This window comes from Paenarthrobacter nitroguajacolicus, assembly GCF_031455195.1.
Classification (GTDB): domain Bacteria; phylum Actinomycetota; class Actinomycetes; order Actinomycetales; family Micrococcaceae; genus Arthrobacter; species Arthrobacter nitroguajacolicus_D.
Genome location: NZ_JAVDSH010000014.1, coordinates 64,386 through 83,370, shown reverse-complemented (window position 1 = coordinate 83,370; position 18,985 = coordinate 64,386). Strand labels below are relative to the sequence as shown.

General features: G+C 61.0%; 18 protein-coding genes. 8 read left to right on the top strand and 10 right to left on the bottom strand.

Annotation, left to right across the window (positions count from 1 at the left end; all coding sequences use genetic code 11):
• Positions 1-60: 60 nt before the first annotated feature.
• Together J2Y68_RS21845 and J2Y68_RS21840 are read left to right on the top strand one after the other, a co-directional pair.
• Positions 61-363 (top strand): hypothetical protein, encoded by a 303-nt coding sequence (locus J2Y68_RS21845; protein ID WP_309997040.1) that lies wholly within the window; start codon positions 61-63, stop codon positions 361-363.
• 62 nt (positions 364-425) lie between these two features.
• Positions 426-2,390, top strand: coding sequence for an acyl-CoA dehydrogenase family protein (locus tag J2Y68_RS21840; protein WP_309997038.1), 1,965 nt, complete (start codon positions 426-428; stop codon positions 2,388-2,390).
• A gap of 36 nt (positions 2,391-2,426) precedes the next feature.
• Here J2Y68_RS21840 and J2Y68_RS21835 read toward each other — a convergent pair whose 3' ends face one another.
• Entirely contained in the window at positions 2,427-2,882 is a 456-nt protein-coding gene (locus J2Y68_RS21835; RefSeq protein WP_309997037.1) for a YchJ family protein, read from the bottom strand.
• Positions 2,883-2,980: 98 nt separating this feature from the next.
• Between J2Y68_RS21835 and J2Y68_RS21830 the strand changes: the two genes are divergently transcribed.
• Positions 2,981-3,868, top strand: a complete 888-nt coding sequence (locus J2Y68_RS21830) for a hypothetical protein (RefSeq protein WP_309997035.1) — start codon at positions 2,981-2,983, stop codon at positions 3,866-3,868.
• Between the two features lie 8 nt (positions 3,869-3,876).
• Here J2Y68_RS21830 and J2Y68_RS21825 read toward each other — a convergent pair whose 3' ends face one another.
• Positions 3,877-4,368, bottom strand: a complete 492-nt coding sequence (locus J2Y68_RS21825) for a flavin reductase family protein (protein ID WP_211710657.1) — start codon at positions 4,366-4,368, stop codon at positions 3,877-3,879.
• 248 nt (positions 4,369-4,616) lie between these two features.
• Here J2Y68_RS21825 and J2Y68_RS21820 point away from each other — a divergent pair, with 248 nt between their 5' ends.
• From J2Y68_RS21820 to J2Y68_RS21810, 3 genes are all read left to right on the top strand, one after another.
• Positions 4,617-5,651 (top strand): aldo/keto reductase, encoded by a 1,035-nt coding sequence (locus J2Y68_RS21820; RefSeq protein WP_309997032.1) that lies wholly within the window; start codon positions 4,617-4,619, stop codon positions 5,649-5,651.
• Between the two features lie 165 nt (positions 5,652-5,816).
• Positions 5,817-6,911 carry a sulfite oxidase gene (locus tag J2Y68_RS21815; protein WP_309997029.1) on the top strand — a complete coding sequence of 365 codons (1,095 nt, stop codon included), beginning with the start codon at positions 5,817-5,819 and terminating at the stop codon, positions 6,909-6,911.
• 59 nt (positions 6,912-6,970) lie between these two features.
• Positions 6,971-7,792 (top strand): aldo/keto reductase, encoded by an 822-nt coding sequence (locus J2Y68_RS21810; RefSeq protein ID WP_309997026.1) that lies wholly within the window; start codon positions 6,971-6,973, stop codon positions 7,790-7,792.
• On the opposite strand, the gene J2Y68_RS21805 is transcribed toward J2Y68_RS21810, so the two are convergent.
• The 8 genes from J2Y68_RS21805 to J2Y68_RS21770 all read right to left on the bottom strand — a co-directional run bounded on the left by J2Y68_RS21805 (position 7,777) and on the right by J2Y68_RS21770 (position 17,477).
• Positions 7,777-9,450: a hypothetical protein gene (locus J2Y68_RS21805; protein ID WP_309997023.1), complete on the bottom strand. Its 1,674-nt coding sequence runs from the start codon at positions 9,448-9,450 to the stop codon at positions 7,777-7,779. The genes J2Y68_RS21810 and J2Y68_RS21805 overlap by 16 nt on opposite strands.
• Positions 9,437-10,183 carry an SDR family NAD(P)-dependent oxidoreductase gene (locus J2Y68_RS21800; RefSeq protein WP_309997022.1) on the bottom strand — a complete coding sequence of 249 codons (747 nt, stop codon included), beginning with the start codon at positions 10,181-10,183 and terminating at the stop codon, positions 9,437-9,439. Before J2Y68_RS21800 ends, J2Y68_RS21805 begins: the two co-directional genes overlap by 14 nt.
• On the bottom strand, positions 10,176-12,452 hold the full coding sequence (locus J2Y68_RS21795; RefSeq protein WP_309997019.1) for an O-methyltransferase: 2,277 nt from the start codon (positions 12,450-12,452) through the stop codon (positions 10,176-10,178). The genes J2Y68_RS21800 and J2Y68_RS21795 overlap by 8 nt, the downstream gene beginning before the upstream one ends.
• Positions 12,449-13,651 (bottom strand): outer membrane protein assembly factor BamB family protein, encoded by a 1,203-nt coding sequence (locus J2Y68_RS21790; protein ID WP_309997016.1) that lies wholly within the window; start codon positions 13,649-13,651, stop codon positions 12,449-12,451. Before J2Y68_RS21790 ends, J2Y68_RS21795 begins: the two co-directional genes overlap by 4 nt.
• Complete coding sequence (locus J2Y68_RS21785; protein ID WP_309997014.1) at positions 13,652-15,043, bottom strand: MATE family efflux transporter; 1,392 nt, start codon at positions 15,041-15,043, stop codon at positions 13,652-13,654. It abuts the gene before it with no gap.
• A 4-nt stretch (positions 15,044-15,047) separates the two neighbouring features.
• The gene (locus J2Y68_RS21780; protein ID WP_309997011.1) at positions 15,048-16,190 is read right to left on the bottom strand and encodes a hypothetical protein; all 1,143 of its coding nucleotides are present in this window, start codon (positions 16,188-16,190) and stop codon (positions 15,048-15,050) included.
• Between the two features lie 126 nt (positions 16,191-16,316).
• Entirely contained in the window at positions 16,317-17,183 is an 867-nt protein-coding gene (locus J2Y68_RS21775; protein WP_309997009.1) for an arginase family protein, read from the bottom strand.
• A gap of 138 nt (positions 17,184-17,321) precedes the next feature.
• On the bottom strand, positions 17,322-17,477 hold the full coding sequence (locus J2Y68_RS21770; RefSeq protein WP_309997006.1) for a hypothetical protein: 156 nt from the start codon (positions 17,475-17,477) through the stop codon (positions 17,322-17,324).
• A 327-nt stretch (positions 17,478-17,804) separates the two neighbouring features.
• Here J2Y68_RS21770 and J2Y68_RS21765 point away from each other — a divergent pair, with 327 nt between their 5' ends.
• Together J2Y68_RS21765 and J2Y68_RS21760 are read left to right on the top strand one after the other, a co-directional pair.
• Entirely contained in the window at positions 17,805-18,182 is a 378-nt protein-coding gene (locus J2Y68_RS21765; protein WP_309997002.1) for an RNA-binding S4 domain-containing protein, read from the top strand.
• Positions 18,183-18,286: 104 nt separating this feature from the next.
• On the top strand, positions 18,287-18,958 hold the full coding sequence (locus tag J2Y68_RS21760; RefSeq protein ID WP_309996999.1) for a DUF6318 family protein: 672 nt from the start codon (positions 18,287-18,289) through the stop codon (positions 18,956-18,958).
• Positions 18,959-18,985: the final 27 nt, after the last annotated feature.

Genomic DNA, 18,985 nt, shown 5'->3' with positions numbered 1-18,985 from the left:
GTCAGAGCATCGACGCAGCCACGCCGCGCCGTCCCACGCACCGTCGCCCCGGGGGGAACCATGGATCTCGATGTCACTGCGCTTGAAACTGGCACGTACGTAGTTCTTGGAACACTATTTTTCGCCGTACTTTTGGCCGCTTTCATAGCGGCCGCTGCAATGGCGACCATCATCCTTATTGGGACCATGGGCATGGCCTGGTACGCCGTGAAGGGCGTACTGGGAGGCCTCGTCCATGGCATCAACTTTGCGTGGGACAGCCTGGTCCACCACGCTGGCCAAGTGGAAATTCCGGCCGAATTCCAGCCGCAGATTTCCCCTAGCACGGGTAGCTACTCGCGGGTAGCATTGAGGGACAGCTGAAGGGTTCCCACCCGAGGCGGACCCTGGCTCCATCCGGCACAACCGGCTAGAGGAGTTACCCCATGACGTCCGCCACTGATAACAGTCTCACTGCCGCAAGCGTCAACGCCACCGCGGAAGAAGCCCGCGCCGTCGCTGAGGCCGCGCGTGAAACGGAATGGAACCGGCCCAGCTTCGCGAAGGGCCTCTACCTGGGCAGCTTCGACCTCAGCCTCATCCATCCGTGGCCGCAGGCCAAGGCAGAGGATGTGGACCGGGGCGAAGAGTTCATGGAACGCTTGGTCGCGTTTGCCAAGACCATGTCGGGGCGGGTCATCGAGCACGACGCCCGGATCCCGGACGACTACCTGGCCGGGCTCGCGGATTTGGGCGTCTTTGGCATGAAGATCCCCCGCGAATACGGCGGTCTGGGCCTGTCCCTGGTCTACTACGGACGCGCCCTGGCTTTGCTGGGCTCAGTGCACCCGAGCCTCGGCGCGCTGATCTCGGCACACCAATCCATCGGCGTTCCGGAGCCCGTCAAGGAATTCGGCACAGCCGAGCAGAAAAAAGAGTACCTGCCGCGCTGCGCCGCCGGCGCCATCACCGCGTTCCTCCTGACAGAGCCCGACGTCGGCAGCGACCCGGCGCGCATGGGTGCCACTGCCGTACTGGCCGACGACGGCGGGTCCTACCTTTTGGACGGCGTCAAACTGTGGACCACCAACGGCGTGATCGCCGAACTGGTGGTGGTCATGGCCAGGGTCCCTTCGCACACGGATGCCGATGGAACGGAGCACAAAGGCGGCATCTCCGCCTTCGTTGTTGAGATGGACTCCCCCGGAATCACGGTGGAAAACCGGAACGCCTTCATGGGCCTGCGCGGTATTGAAAACGGTGTGACCCGTTTCCATCAGGTCCGTGTGCCCGCCGCGAACCGCCTGGGCAGGGAGGGCCAAGGACTCAAGATTGCCCTCACCACTTTGAACACCGGCCGGCTTTCCATTCCGGGGCTTTGTGTCGCCGCAGGAAAGTGGAGCCTGAAGATCTCGCGTGAATGGTCCAACGCCCGGACCCAATGGGGCCGCCCGGTTGGTCAGCACGAAGCCGTGAGCAAGAAAATCGCGTTCATTGCCGCAACCACGTTCGCTCTGGAAGCCGTGTTTGAGCTGTCTGCGGAGATGGCCGACGCCGGACTGAAGGACATCCGCATCGAAGCGGCCCTGGCCAAGCTGTGGTCCACGGAACTGAGCTGCCGGATCGCCGACGAACTCGTACAGATCCGTGGCGGCAGGGGTTTCGAAACCGCCGAGTCCTTGGAGGCCCGCGGGGAACGTGCCGTACCTGCCGAGCAGCTGCTCCGAGACCTCCGCATCAACCGCATCTTTGAAGGTTCCAGCGAGATCATGAAACTCCTGATCGCCCGCGAAGCCGTGGATGCGCACCTTGCCGCGGCTGGCGACCTCGCCGCGGCGGACGCGAGCCTGCAGGACAAGGCGAGGGCCGCCGTCGGAGCCTCCGGTTTCTATGCGCGTTGGTTGCCCAAGCTGGTAGCTGGAGCCGGCATGGACCCGCGATCCTTCTCGGAGTTCGGTCGCCTCGGCAAGCATTTGCGATTCGTGGAGCGGTCCTCCCGGCGACTCGCCCGGCAGACCTTTTACGGGATGGGCAGGTGGCAGGCGAAGCTCGAGTTCAAGCAGGCGTTCCTGGGCAGGATCGTTGACATTGGTGCGGAGCTGTTTGCGATGGCCGCCTGCTGTTCACGGGCCGAGATGATCCTCCGAACCAACCCGGCGGAGGGGGCTGGCGCGTTCGAACTCGCTGATGCCTTCTGTGAACAGGCCAGGGTCCGCGTGGACGAGTACTTCGACCAGTTGTGGCGAAACACCGACGACGGTGACCACCATCTCTCCCGCAAAGTGCTCGCCGGCGACTACGTCTGGCTGGAGGAAGGCGTGCTGGACCAGTCGGAGGGCACCGGGCCATGGATTGGTGATGCCGCGCCGGGCGTTTCGACCAAGGAAAACCTGCACCGCAAGTACCGGTGAGTCCCGCACCTTGGCCGGGGCTGTCGGGCAGCGGCGTCAGCGCACGTCGCCGTCAACGTAGAACCAGCGCTTGCCCTCCCGCACAAAACGGCTGAGTTCCCGCTGGAGCCCGCGTTCGCCGTCGTGCCTGTAGTGGGCAGCGAACTCCACGGTGCCCTTCGAGTCCAGGGGACCGCCGCTTGATGTGTCCAGGATGTCCAGGCGCCGCCACTGGATGTCCGGGTCCAGGTCCATGGAGTCGGGGCGGGTGGAGGCGTGCCAGGTCCTGAGCAGGTATTCCGGATCCAGGACAACGAACGCCGAATACCGGGAGCGCATGAGTTGAACGGCCGTCGGTGCATCGGACTCGCCGCGGTGAAAACGCCCGCAGCAATCGTTGTACTGGTCCCCGGAGAGACACGGGCACGCTCCGCTGCGGAGGCGGGTCAAGTCAGGGGTCACGGAGTCCCAATCTGAGGCTGTAAATGAGAGCTGGGCAACATATTTTCCCATGCGAGATAACAGCTTTGAAACAACCCGCCCAGAGTGAGGGGCGGGGCGTGATTCCGTCGGTGCTGGACCTTAGGCTAGGTAAGCAAGCGAGGTGGGCAATGCGCGCATCACAAAACGACAGCCAGGGGGGCTACGTGGAGGATCCGACAACACTCGCCATCAACCTGACGTACTTGGGAACGCTGGGACTCGCTGTCCTGATGTTCCTGGGTCTCGGGTTGATCGTCATTATCACTCTGGTGGTTGCCGGAGTTGGGCGGCTACTGTCGATCATTCTCCTGGCGATGGTTGGAATTTTCCCGAAGAAGGCCACGACCCCCATCGTTCATTTGCCTCCCCACCCTGCCCGGGTCCCGGCTCATGAAGGGGCCGACGTCCTGGAATCGGCCTTTAACACCGCCCCGTCTCCCGTGGCACCAGCCAAAGCCCCGGCTACTGTCTCTGTCCCCACACCCGGAGCTCCCGGGGCACCTAAGCGGGACCTCCTGGGAGACGTCCGACGGCGGCTCTCCGGCGCGTCCGCCGCTGTCTCCGGCGCGTCCGCCGCAGTCAAGGACGGCGCGTGGAAAGCCAAAGTGGACCCCCGCAAGCTGCCCAAGCCCGCGGAAGTGAAGTCCGTGGTGGAACACCAGACCGCTCACCATCCGATGGTTGTGGCTGCCGCCAAGGAACCACCTGTCCTGGCTAAGGATTGGGCAGATGCCGTGGCAGAAGCAGACCGCCGGGCCGCCGCACGCGCGAAAGCCGGTCAACCGCCGGCCATTAAGGTCACCGTCCGGGATCTGGATGACTCCGCCCCGTCGCCCAATGGAAAGACGCCTGCCCCGAAGAACCCGGAATCGCCAGGCGGTGCATCCAAGCCTGAGGCCTCCCCTAAACCGGGCACAGGAAACGGCGCCAAGAAAACGGGCCCGAACACTTCCAAGAATGGAAAGTCTCCGAGCCCGATCCGTAAAGGTTCGTTGAGCGCCAGCCGCAACTCTTAGTTGAGGCCTTAGGCGGCCAGCTGCCGGAAAGCCGCGCCGTGGTAGATCAGCGGCTTTGATTCGTGGTTGATGGTGGTTGCCTTGACCTCCAGGACAACGATTGCGTGGTCCCCGGCCGGTGTCTCGGACACAACTTCGCATTCGAACCCCAGCACCGCACCGTCGATCAGGACTGCGCCCGAGTCACTCACGCTGGTGTCCAGTCCGGCGAAGCGATCGCGCGTTTTCGAGGCCAGCTGGAGTGCGGCACCTTCCTGTCCTTCAGCGAGGACGGAGACTCCCAAACGCTGCGCCTGCCGGAGCTTCGGCCAGGTTGTGGAGGAGTTCTGAACTGCGAACATCACCAACGGCGGCTCGAGCGAAACACCTACAGTGAACGACGATGCCACCAGGGCTTCCGGCGTGAAGTCCACCATCGCGCTGAACGCTGCGACTCCTGACGGGAACTGCGCAAAGGCAGCCTTGATGGCCGCCGTTTCTTCCACTGTGGTTTGTGTCATTCCGCTGTCCCCTTCGTGTGTGGCTTGAGTTCCCTTCCCATAATTCACCTGCGCGGGAGAACGGCAATATTTGTTGATCCGAAAGACATTTGTGTTGCCGCATGTCAAGAAATGTCGCGGAATATGGCTCCTTCCGTTACCTCGCAAGACGAAAAACGAAGAAGTTCTACCGCTTGCGTTTATGCCGTCGACGGCCGTGTGTAGCCTCGATTGAACATCCCAGCACTGCCCCTCCACAGGAAGCCAACATGAGCCTCAACGAGCTACGTACGCTTGGGCGCACTGGCGCCCTGATCAGCCCCCTCACACTGGGCACCCTGAACTTCGGCACCGGCGCCGCGCCCACAGGTCCTGCCGAGAGCATCCGCATCATCAAAGCAGCGCTCGACGCCGGTATCACCAGTGTGGACACCGCGGACATCTACTCCCAAGGCGAGGCCGAGACCGTGGTTGGCCAGGCCATCCACAGCCGGCGCGACGACGTATTCCTTGCCACAAAGTTCCATGGTCAGATGGGTTCCAACCCTGCCCATGCCGGAAATTCCAGGCGATGGATCGTCCGGGCTGTGGAGGACAGCTTGCGGCGCCTGAACACGGACCGGATCGACCTTTATCAGGCGCACCGGCCGGACTACAACACCGACCTCCTTGAAACCATCACTGCGCTGAACGACCTCATCCGGCAGGGCAAGATCCTGTACTACGGCACGTCTGTGTTCAGCCCAGCCCAGCTCGTTGAGGCCCAGTGGATCGCCAACACCAACCACCTGACGCCGCCCGTGGTCGACCAGGTTCCCTATTCGCTGTTGGTGCGTGCCAACGAACGCGACGTCTTCCCCATCACCCAGCAGTACGGCGTCGGGGTTTTGAGTTATGGACCGCTCGACGGCGGCTGGCTGGCAGGTGGTTACCGCGTTGGCTCCGGGCAGCCGGAAAGTTCGCGCTTCTCAGCTCTTCCCGGCCGTTTCGATGTAAACGCTCCGTTCAACCAGGGCAAGCTGCACGCCGCCGATGCTTTGGCCCAGTTGGCAGCACGGCACGGATTGACCCTCATCCAACTCGCTGTTGCGTTCGCACTGAACCACCCTGCCGTGACCAGCGTGATCATCGGGCCGCGCACCGAAGACCATCTGACCGACTACCTCAAGGCAGCGGACGTGGTCCTGAGCGAGACGATCCTCGACGAAATAGACGACATCGTGGCGCCCGCCGTCAATTTCCTGGAACGCGACGCCGGCACCGTCGCGCCGCATCTTGAGTACCCGGAACTACGACGCCGGTAGTCGCCCTTCCGTTGTGAGGCCCGCTCCGCAGAGTATTGGGCTCGTTTACCCTGCAAAGTGGGCCTCACAACGAGCTATTGACGGAGTTCCGCCCGCGGCGTGATCCTTGTCCTAAGTGCTGCGGCACTCCGCAGCGTTTAGCTTCCAGTAGAACGCCGCCGTCCCATGTCCAAGCACCACGTCAAGCAAAAAGCCTCTACTTCCGGCCAACCCACCGACGGTCCGCTGACCCACGAGGAACTGCAACTGTCCGGGCGGAACCACTCCATGCCATTGGAGGCCCTGCACGACGACATCACCCCGGCCGGCCTTCACTACCTGCTCATCCACTTCGACATCCCCCACGTGCCCGCTGAGACCTGGTGTTTGCGGTTGGGTGGAGCTGTTGAGCGCAGTGTTGAACTGAGCCTCGAAGACATCAAAGCCCGGCCTGCCGTCAGCATGCCTGTCACGTTGGAGTGCGCCGGTAATGGGCGGTCGCTCCTGCAACCTCGTCCGCTTAGCCAGCCCTGGGGCTTAGGGGCAGTAGGCACAGCGGAGTGGACGGGAACTCCCTTGGCACCCCTGCTGGAGGAGGCTGGGTTGGCGAGTGACGCCGTCGAGCTTGTCTTTACCGGTGCTGACAGCGGCATTCAAAACGGGGTCGAAGAGCCGTATGCGCGCAGCCTGTCGATAGCCGGGGCCATGCATCCCGAGGTCATGCTGGTGTACGCCATGAACGGAAGTCCGTTGCCACCGCAGCACGGATTTCCCCTGAGGTTGCTCGTGCCGGGTTGGTACGGAATGGCGAGCGTGAAGTGGTTGACGTCGATCGAAGCTGTGACATCCCGGTTCATGGGATTTCAGCAGGCCGTCGCCTATCACTACCTGCAGGGGCCCGACGGGCCCGGCCTGCCCGTGACGCATATCCGCGTGCGCTCCCTGATGGTTCCTCCCGGCATTCCTGATTTCTTCACACGTCGCCGCGTGGTTGATGCCGGACCAGTGATGCTGCACGGCCGGGCATGGTCAGGTCACGGCGAAGTGGAGCGGGTCGAAGTGGGGATCGACGGCGAGTGGATGCCCGCACACGTGGATCCGGCGCTGGGTGATTTTGCATGGCGACACTGGTCCATGGTGTGGGTCGCAAGCCCGGGTGAGCACGTACTGCGGTGCCGGGCGATGGATACAACAGGTGCGCTGCAGCCCACGGAGCAGGTGTGGAATTACCAAGGCATCGGGAACAACATGGCCCAGCGGGTTGAAGTGACGGTGCGGTAGTTTGGGTTGGACAACGCGCTTCAACCGGCGCAGATGGGCAACATGGTTTGGGGAAGCGATTGAGCCAGCACTTGGCAGGCATGGCCCTTCCAGCAATAACTTTGGGCACCGGATTACGCCCACCCGAGGATGTCCAGCGCTTGGTTGGGTGGGCACTGGACATGGGCTACCGCTCGTTCGATACGGCTGCGCTGTACGGTACTGAAGCCGCTATTGGACGTGCCATCCGCGACTCCGGCATCGATCGGCGCGAGCTGTTCATCACGGTGAAAGTGCGCGGAAATGAGTACGGGAGCCGGGAGCGCGTTCATCAGGCAATCGAACGGAGCCTCGACTCGCTCGACACCAGCTTCGCTGACATGGTTGTTCCGCACTGGCCCCTGCCCATGCTCAGGGCCTTGCCCTCCACTTTCACCCAGATGCTGGACGCACGTGAAGAGGGGCTGGTTCGCGGCGTTGGGGTGAGCAACGCTTCCGCAGCAATGGTCCGCGCCGTAAGAACGGAGACAGGCGAGTGGCCGGCTATGAACCAGCTTCACCTATCGCCGATCGTTGGGCAGGCGGATTTCACCCGCTTTGCTGGGACGGTCCCGGTCCGGATTCAGGCCTACCGCGTCTTGGAAGCAGGTTCAGGGCTCATGCAGAGCCGTGTCATTTCGGAGCTCTCGCAGCAGTACGGCTGTTCACCCGCTCAGCTGCTGGTCGGGTGGCAACTCGGACGGGGCCACAAAGTGGTGCTTGGAGCCAGCAACCTAGAGCAACTGCGTGCCAATCTTGACTCCCGTCCGCTGCAGTTAACGCCCGCAGACAGTCATCGCTTAAGCCGGTTGGACCGGTTCTCCTTGGCTAAGCCGGATCCGGTGACTCACTTCGAACTGTAATGAGGCTGCCTGTGGGTTGCTCCATAAAAGGTGAAGTACGCGGGGACGTCCAGCAGCGGCGGCCGATCAGTGCCCATCAGGGCGGCAGCTCCGACGCCGGTGATGGCGGCAGATGCCGACTCAATCCCCCCGATGACATAACGCCACGGGCCCTGTGAAGTCTCGTCCTGGGCAACGTCAATCAAGTTATCCGTGAAATCAATGACGGCCCCCGGATGACCGTCCGATGCGCTGTGCCACAGTTGCCCATAGGTTTCCTGGTCCCCGGTGGCAACTGCCAGGGCGAGACGGGCGGCCTGACCCCTGGAAGGCGCGGTCAAACGTTGTGTCATCATGTTCACGATCCGCGCCGTTTGGATAGCCTCTTCAACGCAGGGCCGGCCAATCACCGCCGGAATGTCGGCTGCGAAAGCCCCCTTCTCCAGGAAAAGGCTGACTGTCTCGCTGGCTTCCGGGAGTATGCCTTCCAAACCCGCAACGTTCACCGCCCCCTCTTTCGGCCATGCGTGCTGCAACGCATGGCCCAGTTCGTGGAGCAAGCTCAGGAGGTTCTGAAACGACAACTCCAAAGCCTTGCCTGCCGAACGCGTCACACCACACGAAATTGCAGAACTGGCAGGAATCCAACCGCCGAAAAGAGACACCCGGTTTCGCACCGGCTGCGTATAGTTCTGCCTGAACCTGCGCGACGTGCCTGCGAACTCTACCCTGATGAGGGCAAGCTGGGTCTCGGCCTTGGACAGCGAGACAGACCAGACCTCGGGGCCCGCGGGCGCAACTGTCAATGAGACATCGGCCGTCACCGCCATAATGTGCTGGGCCACCTGAAATGCCTCTTCGACAGAGAAAAGGCGGGACTTTTCGCCGCGGATTTTCCGCTGAAGTACGTAGGGTACGTCCGCGTACAGATCAGCCGAAGGACCTGTAGCAGCACGGAGAAGCTCCACATCGTGAATCGCAGCCTCGTGAAATTGGGCCAAGACCTCACGAAGTTCCCGGTCTGGAAGCTTGGTCTGGTGGCCTTCTGCCCAAAGGGCACGCTGTAGATCCCCGGCATGATCACGTGCAATCCGGCTCCATGCCTCGACCAACCGTTTCCTGGTCAGGCTGGAATCTATCGTGGCCAAGAGCTGACGGTACGTCACGGCGGGATCATCGGCGCCACCTCCTGAGACCAGCGAACCTACCAGCGTCCGTTGCCGGCTACGGATTTCCCCGATAATGGCAGCCGTCTGCCGTTTGCTGGAAGCCGGTGAACCGGCGTCGTTGACCATCTTCTGTTGCAGCTGATCCCGTAACGTCCTGCGCGCAGCATCCATCGTGGAAGACTCAGGAGCGGCGTCGTCCAACCATTGAATGAACGCCAGGTCATCCTTTGCATTCGAATAGAACAGATCCCTGATGTCCTGCAGTTCTGCCAGGTCTGAGTCCCGGTGTACTTCACGGAGCGCAAGGAACCAGGACTCAACCACATTATTGATGGCAAGGACGTCCGCTATTTCAGCGTCGGATCCGATGCGGGATCCAGCCCGGATGGCACGGAGCGCGTACAGTTGCCGCATCCGTTCAGCGATGGAGTGCCTGTCCGGAAGCGCGAAGGGGTCTAATCCATAAGCCGCGGCCAGCAGGCTGCTATGCGGTGAATCAGCGGAAGGCACCGCCGGAACCTCCGTCCAGGCGGAATGAGCCTCCATTGGCAATGTCGCCCAAATCGAAGCCGCAGGAAATCAGACGGGCGCACTCCGAAGGTTCGATGAACCTTCTGATCCTGGACTCCGGGTTGGCCCGCGCCAACGTTCGTGAGACGAGCTCGCCAATTCCCACCTTGTACTTGACTGACGCAGCCGCGAACTCCTCACCACGCTGTTCACTGTTCAGCGCACCGAAAATCACTTCGAAGACGGCCCCACCACGGGTCCGGCATAGGTCCGTGAGGGCACCCGTTAGAACTTTGAGCGCGGCTTTGCCGGCAGCATAACCAGCCGAGCCGGCATCCGGCGTGTAGATCGCTTCCGATCCAACAACAGCGATGGATAAAGGGCTGTCCGACTTTTCAATCAAAAGCCTGAGAATGTCATATCCACCAGCACCGTTGACCAAGAGCGACTGAGTGATGCCATCCCGTCCGCCTGAAGAAGGGTGATCCGACCTGGGGTCGAAGGCCGCAGCAAAGATGATCTTGGAGGGGACCACATCAAGGGACTCGACAGCCTGCCGGCGCGCTCCGCTCTCCGTTAGGTCACACTCGATCCATCTCATGCCCTCCACGGGTTTGGGCTCGGACGCGCCGGAATGCATGCCAATGACGGCACTGCCCTGCTGGATGAACAACTTGGCCAGGTCAAAGCCCAGGCCGCGGGAAGCACCAATGATGAGTACCTGGTTATTCATCATCACTTCCTTGCTTCACAGCGAGCAGCATCCCGTGCTCCGTGCCGAGGAACGATGCAGTGACCCGCTGTGACTTGGCGAGGGCGCCCACCACTTGACGGATTGATTCCCCCAAGCGGTCATCTTCGCCACCTTCATGGGCTGCGTAGCTTCCACCGGCAAAGGCATCATCGATCAGGAGCGCCCCTCCTGCCCGCAAAAGGGGGAAGGCAGCCTTCACGTATTCGACGTATTCGGTCTTGGCACCATCAATGAAGATCAGATCAGCACTGTCCGGTGCCATGCGGGAAAGGGCCGTCACGGCATCCTCCGTGGATATCCGGACCCTGTCATCCAGCCCGAACCGCGACACATTTTCCCGGGCGATCTCTGCTGATCTCGGATCGATCTCGAAGGAAATAAGCTGGCCACCCTTTTTAAGCCCCCGCGCAAGATGGATGGTCGAGTATCCAAAAAGTGCGCCGATTTCGATGACCAGTTGCGGCCGTGCAAGCAGGGTGAGGCACTCAAGAAGCTTGGCAGCGTTGTCGTCCACTTGGATGGGTGGAAGCTGCTCATCAACTATCGCCTGCCTCAACATGCTGGTCAGTTCCGGGTCCCGGGCTGGAAGCATCGCAGCAATGTAGTCGGAGGGATACTCACGCGTAGAGCTCATCGGGTTTCCTTTGTCAGATGCTAAGGGGTCTTGGGTGTCCGCTCCCACAGCCTGCTCCAGGAAGGAAATCAGCTTCATGGGATCCGGTGCCTGGTGGGGTTCGTTTCCGAGGATCCTTCCGAACCAGGCTGCGGGCGGGGTCTGATCGTGCGACGCAGACCCATGACGTTGCATCCACGTCCCGGCGACCTCCGACATCGCCCAGAACAGTCCATACTCCGCACCGGGACGGGTTACAGGAATCGGCCATGTCAGCCTATGCAAGGCCTCCAGGTACGTTGACGCATGAATGGCCGGGTCGGAATCAGTGACCTGCCGCCACACATCCTGGTAATCAGATTCCGGATGCATCAGCCATTCCCGGTCCAGTTCCATGACCAGTGCACGCAGGGGCAATTCCTTGAGCGCCTCAAGCCGGAGGATGCCCTGCCACTCAACCAGGCCCTTGCCGGACGGTTCCCCAGCCGCAGAAAGAGCGCACGCGCCCCATCCGGCATCGAAGACCGTCCATTCAAGCCAGAGGCTCAGCAGGTCTATTTCGGTTTCTCCAGCCGATTCAAGTCCGTGCCTGAGGGGCTCACGGGAAGCTGTGAGTCCATGATGCATGGCGTGGCCCAGCTCGTGGAGCGTGGCCTTCAAATCCCGGAGGTGCATGACAAGGCGTCCATCAGGGCGCGAAGAACACCGCAGGCCTACATGCGCTGTGGGTACTCCGGGACCGGTCAGCGGGGTGGCTCGCCGTGCCGACTCCTGGAAATCAGGATTGCGGCCGTTCAGAGGCCAGATGACGACGCCGGAAGAGGGCACCTTCCCGTCGGAGGAACCCCCAAAGAGAACTTCCCATCGGTCGCCGGCAAAGGAGGCACGCACCGTCGAATCGGTGGTGACTTCCAGCCGTCGTCGTATTTCTTCGATGACTCTGCCAACGTCAAGCATCGGTTCCCGGGTCCTGAAGGCAAGCGCCATCATCTTGGCTGGCGTTTCCTCCATGGCAAGCTCAGCACAGGAGACCAACGATGAGGATGCGGAAGAACCGTATGTGCCAAAGATCCTGGACGTGGCGTCGATGACTGCTCCGGAAAACGTCTCAACGAAATTGTCTGCCGCTATGCCTCGGGATGAAGGATCAGAGGCTTCCGCCCTCAGGCTGCGGACTGCAACCGCCAAGTCGTGGACGGCCCGTGATTCCACATCCAGTGCGGTGTCCCAAGCAGCGCGGATCGCAATGCGGTGTGAGCGCGTTGGCGCGTGGGCAAGGGACCGTTCCACCGTGACAAACGCGGGCAGCCTGTCGTCTTCGGCGGGAGGAACGCCACCCCCGAAGGTCCAGCGTCGTTCTTCTTCACGGAGCACTCTGGCGGCTTTCTCAACAGCCACCCTGGAATCGGCCGGCCCACCCAGTGACCCGCTCGGTTGTCCGTTGAGCGAGGCACGGAAAGCGTGGTCGAAGAGGTCGTCATTGGCTTCGAGGAACGCCATCAGATATGCGGTGTTGTTGCGCTCCACCAGGCTGTCCCCGGACGCGGACATTCGTGAGTTCCGCTCTTGCAACCAGTTCCGAAGGCCAACCTTGTAGCCGGGCTCAGTCATTGCCGCCACGTTCGTCATGATCATTGCCCACTTTCCGGGTTGTCCAGTCTGGGATGTTCAAAGCGGTAGCAATCGCCGTCGTAGGAAGCCACGTACAGGCTGCCGTCGCCGCAAGGCATGGGTGACGTGTGCACCTCGGTGGGGTGATCGGGCCGCCCAATAATCTGCGACGACTCCCATAAGAACCCTCCGATGGATGCATCGAGACAGCAAACAGTTCCCCTGTCGCTGGTGAAAAGCACCGTCTGGTCCTCACCCATGACCAGGGATGTGTACTCGAAGAGCCCACCACCCGACCATTGCCATTCCTGGATTCCTGCCACTGCGTCCACCGCTACGATTCCCTGGCCCCGGACGGGCACAATGACGAGTTCCCGCGACGATGCGAGGCTGCCATCGATCCGTCCACCCATCCTCAGGTCTGCCAGCGGCTCTCCGTTTCGGGTCCATCGATGGAGGACTCCTTCTGTGGTTGCGCAGACCACCATGTCCTTGCAGATCGTGGGCGACGACCTGATGATCCCGCTGGCCCTGGCACGCCACTGGAGCAAACCGCCCGCTTGCAGGCAGGCCACATCGTCGTGGTCCACCACCACCACGTCTCCGGACTCGAAAACCACGGGCGAGGCGTAGGGCGCACGGCCGTATGCATAAGAGTTCTTATATGTAGCGGACTCTGTGTTGAAGGTCCACTCCACATTTCCCGATGCCACATCGAGGGCCACCAGGCAGTGGCCGAAAACCGGGACATAGGCCTTCCCACCGTCAGGTGAAAAAGCGATGGTGCCCAGGACCGGGCCGGAGAGGGCCACCATCCACACAGCACGGCCCCTGAGATCGAAGCGGACAACCATCCCACCCGTGCTGGCAACCAGGAAATCCACAGTTCCCGGAACAGCAACAGGGGAAGAGTAGATTCCTGCGTCCAGACGGCGAACCCAGAACTCGCGCTGCATGGTCGTGTTCAGGAACCGGACACGGCCGTCCTCTCCTCCGATGACCACACCTATGCCCGCCACAGGGAGGGGGCTCGCATTAAAGGCGACCGGAACGTGGTCATCCGAAAGCAGGCTTTTCTCGATGACGGTGCGGAGCGCAACCACCTGCGGTTCCCGACGGCGGGATCCCGACCAGGTGGTTTGGGCCGTGCATTCCATGGAGGTCTTGCCCATGGCATGCCGTGAATGGAGACCCAGTGTTGCTGATACAGCATCCAGCGTCATCTAGGCCCCTCCAATAATCCGGTATCCGAGCTGCCGGGTCCGCATGCTGTACCTCAGGGCCAGGAGAAGCGACGCGACTGCTGCGGATGCAACGGCCACCAGTGCCGATTCCCAGATCAGGATCCCGACGATTGCAATAGGAATGGTGACCAGGTACGTGACAACCGTCGATGGCAACGAAAGCCATGCAGCCCGTTGTTCCACCGTCAGGATCTCACCGCACAGATTCTCCACGACGTAGGCGGGAACCGCGATGAGATACGCGGCAGTCAGTAACCACACCAGACCGACGTCGACCTCGTCACCGCCCAAAACTTTTGCCAGGACGGGGACGGTCGCTGCCACACCCACAGCGGCGATAAAACTGGGCCACACAACATATTTACGCGAACGTTGCACGACGGCGTGGGCGTCTTGTTGGCTGCGGCCCCTGGAGTATCCGACAAAGACACCGACTGCGCTGAGGGTCGCTTGCGGTACCCGGCAGTAGAGAGTCCAGATCCTCGTTGCCACCGCTGCGGCGGCGACAGTGCCTACATCTAAACGGCTGATAAGCATGAAGGGCACCACGGCAGCCGCGTAGTTATTCATCTGCCTTAGTCCGACGCCGAGGCTCGTCGTGAACATCTCGCGGGTCAACGGAATGATCCGCTCTTGGTCGGTACCGGCAACTCTTTCCCCCCGGACGCGGGAGAAATGCCGTGCGAGGACAACAAACCCACAGGCGGCAGTCAGAACCTGGGCGATCACCGTCGCAATGGCCACTGCCATCACCGGGTTGGCTGCCAGGACTTTCAGCGGGCCGTAAACCAAAGCGGCGTTGAAGGCCGCGTTCAGCACAAACACCGTGGCGATGAGGACTATCGAAGCGCGTTGTCGCCCCACGATTCGGAGGGTGATCGAAACGGCAGCCAGGGCCAACGTGAATGGGATGCCAACCATCCGCACCGTCAAGTAGTCCGTTGCTATGGCAGCCACAGCCGGCTCCGAGCCCACAACGTCAAATATCAGTGGGACAGTCCGGCTGACCAGGATTCCGGCAGCAGTCCAAAGGGCGGCAACCAGAAGCAGGGCGGCAAACAATTTGGGCAACAGCTTGCTGGCGTCTCCACGGCCCTCGGCCCGGGCCAAGTTCACGGCAAAAACGTCGATGATCCCCGCAAAGAACGCCATGAACAGTGCGGTCACCAGATCGCCCAGACCTATACCAGCCACCATAAGTGCCCCAAACGGGGCCACAAAGGCCAAGTCAATGGCTCCATTTCCCGCGCTCAGGAGATCGACGGCGAACATGGTCCCGGCCAAGGAGACAAACGTCCGTGGCGAAAGGATGGTGTGGGACGCAGCGCCCGACGCCGCTGTGTCCTCAGTTGAATTGACCCGCTGCGACATCAGCTCAGCTTGCTGTCAGCTGCTGCCGCACGGCTACCAGCGCCGCATCGGTGCTTTTGTCCAACATGTTATCTACCGTGTCCAACACTTCAGAGGGGTCCGGAAGCATGCTGGCGAGGAGCAGATACCGGGCTATTGCCTTGTCCGCCATTCCTGCCTTGGTGTACTGCTGCGCTGCCTTGCGCAAGTGGTGGGTTACGTAAGGGGCTCCAAGGGAGGTGGCACGATCGTAGGTTTCTGCAGCCAACTCAGCCTTACCGAAAGCTGCGAGCACATCTGCGTACTCACCGGCGCTCACCGACCACAGCGGATCCCAAGCGACCAGGTCCTTGGCAGCCTGAAGCGCCTTCTCCTCGTCACGTGAGACGTATAGATGTTCCTTCACGGAAGATTCAAGGTATGTCTTGTGCAGATTGCGGGCGAAGGGAGCATCGCTGTCTTCCATAGCCCTCTGAGCCGAAACAGCCGCTTCATTCATCAGTGCACGAGTGCGGGAAACGTCACCGATCTCGGCAGGGATCATCGCCACGCCGCGGTACCAAGCTGACGTCGAAACGGCGGGTATCTTCTTTCCTTGCTCCAGAACCACCGTGTTTCCTGTTCTGGCGAACCACTCAAAATCTTCTTTGGTGACTCCGACGCCCTTCAGATACCACACGACGGCGATGCTGCATGCGTCGAGCAAGCGGTGGGGCGGGACCTCTTGGGATGCAGCCGTCCTGCGAACCTCTGACATGAGGTTCACGTCCAGCCCACGTCCTTGGGTGCGGTTTCCAATAATGTAGCGAAGCAAAGCAGCCTCGAACTGGAAACGTGCTCCCCGCTCTCCTGCCCGCGCCAACACGCTATGTGCAAGGTCGAAACGCGACAAGGTGACCAAAGCGCTGGCTAGGACTATAACGTCAGCATCATCCATCGTCTCAACGCGGTCCATACGATCGCGAAGCTCGCTCAGGCGTTCACCTCCATGGGCGCGCAGCGTCTTCACGTCGGAGTAGTTCAGTCCGTGAAGGTCGCACACCTCCCGAACCACGTCCGGCTCGAAAACCTGCCCTATGGGGTAGTAGTAGTCCCCTGGGATGGTGGCCGAGAACGCCGCAACGTTCTCGCGTGAGAATTCCACCACCTCGTCCTGCTGCGAGGGCAAATCAAATTTTATAATTGTCTCCGTGAAAGAGTTCCAATGATCCCATCCATCAATCTCCGAAATATTAAGGGCTTGGCTGATGGATTTCGCCTGGGTGATACGTGATATCAATCTGTGCTCCTCATTTCAGGACGTCAAAAGTGAAATTGCACCCATTAGCAAATCGGCTGCCCGCATGGCATCAGACAACACGGCGGGTTCCCGCGCTCCGCGCTCGGCACTGAACTCCACAACATCCAGGCCAACTATGGGATTGTTGCGCAGGACCACCTCCAAGACCCTGATGAGGTCGGTTGTGTCCATCCCAAGATGCGCAGGGTACCCAGTGGAACCCATTTGGGCCTGTTGAATGACATCCACGTCAATCGACACGTAGGTTGGCATCTCAGATCCGAGCGCCTCAACCAAACCCGCTTCATCCCGAAGCAGTTGGGACGTGGCAGGAATGATGCCCGCACTGACATCCATGCGCCCTGATACCTCTGCCGTCGACGCCGCGCTGATCGCGATAAATGGATCAATTCCCACCTGGAGCACGCTTCGACGACCAAGTTGCTCGCCGACATGGGTGATGACGTTTGTGTTGAACAAAGGGTCCACACGCGTAGAAGTCACCGGTTCCCACAGTTGAATGTCCAGGTGCTGGTCGAACTGAATAACCCGGACTGGTGGAGTTCCCCTGGCTATGAGACCGCCAACGACTCCGGCAGTAATGCTGTGGTCACCCCCAATGACGCAAGGGATAGAGCGCGGATCCAAGCGAGCCACGACGCCGTTGATTTCTTCCGCCACTTCCTGGGCAGAGGAACCCTCCGGAACGATGTCCCCCAGATCAACGGCTGCAAAACCAGTCCGACCGGTTTCCGCGTTCATGAGGCAGCCATCCGGGTAGCCCCAGGTATACCGCCGGGAAGCGGCGCGAAGGAACGCCGGGCCATTTTCCGCGCCGTGATGAGGTGAGCCCACCGAGGACGCCACACCCAGAACCGCCACGCGAGCACTGCCAAGATCACTTGGGTCAGCGCCGACAGGAAGTCCAGCAAACCCGCGGGGAGGTTGTTTAAGCATCACGTTCCGTGTTGGTAGGGCGAAGATGGGCCGGTCGGGCGCTTGCCCAACCGGCCCACTGAATTACTTGGCCAGGATGGCTTCGAGCTCAGCATCAATCGACTGGACGGCCACAAGACCTTCGGTTGCGGATTCGGTACCGAATTCCTCTTCGAAGAAGATGCCCGGAGTTGCTGCACGGAAGAAAGCAGGGCTCTTCTCATAGTTCTTGTCAGTCATTTAATTCCCCTCCAATTAAAAAATCGCCAATCAGATTTTGATTGAACTCCAGCAATACGTACTGATCAGTACGAGAAACACGCTAACACATGATTTGGACTTGAAACAGAGGTTGCGCTGGATTTCTAAATCAACTTTATCGCATAACCCACCTGTATTTTTATTGCAAGTCAAGTTCTTCAATCTACGTCTATTGCTGGCGTATACGAGTTTTTGAATTGCTGCAAGTCAAATCTTCATGTCCGTTTGTCGACGGCGCCCCAAGCGTCCGCCGGCCTGTCGTGTGTCTGCCGCGCGCTCACCCCTGTCATCGGGGACAATTCATGGATGAGTATCCCGTCTTCAGCTCCAGCGAATGTCCGTGTTGACGCGTGGTTGTGGGCAATCCGCGCCTACAAGACCCGGTCAGCGGCAACAGCTGCCTGCCGGGCCGGGCACATCCGGATCAACGGGAACCCGGTGAAGGCCTCGCAAAGCGTCATCGTTGGCGACACCATCCGCGTACGTGAATCCGGCTGGGAACGGATTCTGGAGGTGCGGCGGCTCATCGCGAAGCGCGTCGGAGCCGAAGCAGCGTCGCACTGCTTTACCGACCACACTCCCCCTCGACCCGTAGCCCCCAAGCTCGGCCTGCCCCAGCGCGACCGTGGCGCGGGCCGACCCACCAAGAAGGACCGCCGGGACATGGAGAAGCTGCGGGGATAGCCCTTTCACAGTTTTCCACAGGCCGCTTTTTCTGACATGAAACCCGCACCCACCCCGGCCTAGACTGACCGGCACACCGCCGAACAGCAGCTGGGGAGCTTGTCATGTCTCGCGTTTCATCGTCTACGTTTTCGTCTCCGTACGCCCGGACTTCAGTCATGGGCATCGTCCTTGCACTGCTGCTGGGAGGCTGCGAGTACGGCACGACTCCCAGTGAACCGCCCTCCGCCACCAGTACGACGACGGCGTCACCCACCACCAGCGCGCCGGTTGCCTCGGTTTCGGCTACTCCGTCTTCTTCCGGTGCTTATAAGCCTGCCGATGCGAAGGGGAAGGCCCAGAACGTGCCGGTTCCCGTGATGCCGGAGCTAGCGAAGGAGAACACGAAGGCCGGGCTGGAGGCGTTTATTGGGTACTGGTACGCGACATACTCATATGCAACGGAGACTGGCGATCTGGGGCCTTGGAGTCTTTCAACCGACACGACGACGGTCTCGGGCGCCGCCTATAAGCGAGCTGTGGAGCTCAACTACACATCAGGCCGTTGGGTGGTCGGCGGTCGCATAACTACACCAGTCGTAGAGGTGCTCTGGAAGGACGGTTCAGACCCGCAGTCGGCGAAAGCGCAGGTTGTCCAGGAGCAAATACAATACTTTGACGCCGACGGGAGTCCGGGGCAGCAGACGACACCTGCCTACAACACTGCCGAGGCTGTCATGGTCTCTTATCGACACGGCCTTTGGCAGGTCGTCGACAATGGCTTGATCGTCGGTTAGCTGTGAGAGCGTCTCTACTTGCCCTAC